This window comes from Streptomyces sparsus (assembly GCF_054776295.1).
The window spans coordinates 1-1,934 of sequence record NZ_BAAHCA010000918.1 but is presented as its reverse complement, the minus strand read 5'-3'; the positions used below and the strand labels follow the sequence as shown (position 1 = coordinate 1,934).

The 1,934-nt window shown below is 74.0% G+C and carries 3 protein-coding genes and 1 pseudogene; 3 read left to right on the top strand and 1 reads right to left on the bottom strand.

Features of this window, described 5'->3' with window-relative positions; all coding sequences use genetic code 11:
• The 3 genes and pseudogenes from ACYVE9_RS24925 to ACYVE9_RS24915 all read left to right on the top strand — a co-directional run.
• A pseudogene (locus ACYVE9_RS24925) lies at positions 1-222 on the top strand (transcriptional regulator); the annotation flags it as partial.
• Between the two features lie 37 nt (positions 223-259).
• Entirely contained in the window at positions 260-694 is a 435-nt protein-coding gene (locus tag ACYVE9_RS24920) for a roadblock/LC7 domain-containing protein (protein WP_461030152.1), read from the top strand.
• A 197-nt stretch (positions 695-891) separates the two neighbouring features.
• On the top strand, positions 892-1,266 hold the full coding sequence (locus tag ACYVE9_RS24915) for a hypothetical protein (protein WP_461030151.1): 375 nt from the start codon (positions 892-894) through the stop codon (positions 1,264-1,266).
• Positions 1,267-1,353: 87 nt separating this feature from the next.
• On the opposite strand, the gene ACYVE9_RS24910 is transcribed toward ACYVE9_RS24915, so the two are convergent.
• Positions 1,354-1,587: a DUF7848 domain-containing protein gene (locus ACYVE9_RS24910; protein ID WP_461030150.1), complete on the bottom strand. Its 234-nt coding sequence runs from the start codon at positions 1,585-1,587 to the stop codon at positions 1,354-1,356.
• Positions 1,588-1,934: the final 347 nt, after the last annotated feature.

The window sequence follows — 1,934 nt, the reverse complement described above, 5'->3', positions numbered from 1 at the left end:
GGCACGCGCACCCCGGCGGCCATCGCCCGGCTGCTGGGCAGGCCGGCGTTCCACACCCTCATCGACGTCCGGCGGCTGGCCGCCGCCGGCCTCGTCGAAACGCCGCGGGAGCCGATCCCGGCGGCACCGGCCGACGTTCTGCCCTGGGCCGCTCAGAACCAGGTCGACCCGGACACCGCACTGCTGCGCCGGATTCGCGACGCTTTGGAGGCAAGCCTGTGAGTTCACGGTCCATCCGCCAGGCCCCCTCCGCGCCGACATGAGGCGCGTTCTGCGACAGCGCGCCGAGAGGAGACAGATGATGGCGGCCGAGCCCGAAGTGCTGGAGGAACTGCGCCGGTTGAGGGCGCGGGTGCCCCAGCTCACCGGCGCGCTGGCGGCCAGTGTCGACGGTCTGGTCCTGGCCCAGGACACGACCACGGTCGAGGCGGAGGCGATGGCGGCGCTCACCGCGGCGGCTCTCGGCGTGGCCCTGCGCCTCACCGAGGCGACCGGGCACGGCGAGTTCCGCGAGCTCGTGGTGCGCGGTGAGGACGGTTACGTGGCCACGTACGCGGCGGGGGCCAGTGCCGTGCTCACCGTCCTGGCCGAGCCGCGCACCAACGTGGGCCGCATCCACCTGGAGGCCCGCAGGTCCAGCGCCCGGATCGGCGATCTGGTCGAGAGCGCACTCGACCGCCGCGACACGTTCTGACGAACCGGCCGCCGGGCCGCCGGCAGGCCCGTCCACCGACGCGCAGACCGCCGCTGTCCGTCCGCCGACCCGCCCCCTCCGCCACCCGCCCGTCCGACCCGCCCCCCGACGCACCCGAGGCCCCCGACGCACCGTGACGCGGACGACCGTCCGTCGCCACCCCCCGATCAGCACACGAGAAGAGAAAGGCCACGATCATGGCTAACACCGACACCGCCCTCAAGGAAGCGATGACCTCCATCGAGGGAGTCATCGGCGTCGCGCTCGTCGACTACGGCAGCGGAATGGCGCTGGGCACCCTGGGCGGCGGCAAGGAGATGGACCTGAACGTCGCCGCCGCGGGCAACACCGACGTGGTCCGCGCGAAGGTGCGCACGATGGAGCACCTCGGCCTCCAGGACGAGATCGAGGACATCCTGATCACCCTGGGCGGCCAGTACCACCTGATCCGGCTGCTCAAGAGCCGCGACAGCAAGGGCCTGTTCCTCTACCTCGCGCTGGACAAGGGCCGGGCCAACCTGGCGATGGCCCGTCACCAGCTGGCCCGGATCGAGAACGAGCTGGAGGTGTGACCGGTCCCCGTGGGGGGCTCGCCCCCCACGGGACGGCTGCGGCAGTCCGCCCCCGGGACCGGAGGCGCGGAGTGGAGGCCTGGCGGGTCAGGGCATCCAGGCCCGCCAGGGCCGGGTGACGACCTCCCGGTAGGTGTGGTGCTCGGGGTTGCCGCCGGCGTGGCGGAACGTCCAGCGCTGGGCGTCCGCGAAGTCCGGCACCGCTTCGGACCGGGCGCCGCACACCGCGCACTGCATGGCGTAGGTGACCGGTTCGGCGTCCGGCTCCCGGTCGGGCGCGAGCTTCCAGGTGGCGAACCGGATGACCGTGTGGGCACTCACGACGGCCTCCCGGTGGGGAGGCCGGGGAACGGAAACGTCTCGCCGTCCGCGCCCCGCGCGCCGGGCGACGCTTCCGTGCGGGTGCGTTCGGAGGGGCGCCTGTCCGGCGCGGAAGGATGCGATGCGGTCATGTGGGGGTCTCCCTGGGCCGGTCCATGTGTCTCTGCGGCGCTCCACTGCGCGACGCCGCGCCCGCTGGGTTCCGCAAGGGAATGCCCGCTGCGGACCCTCCGTACACCACGGCCGCCGAGCCGACCTGCTGCGAAGGCCGTCCCACCGGCCACGCGGGCGCACCGGCCGGAGGAGGCGCGGGCCCCCGCCCGGCCGCCCGGTCAGGTGCCCTGCGG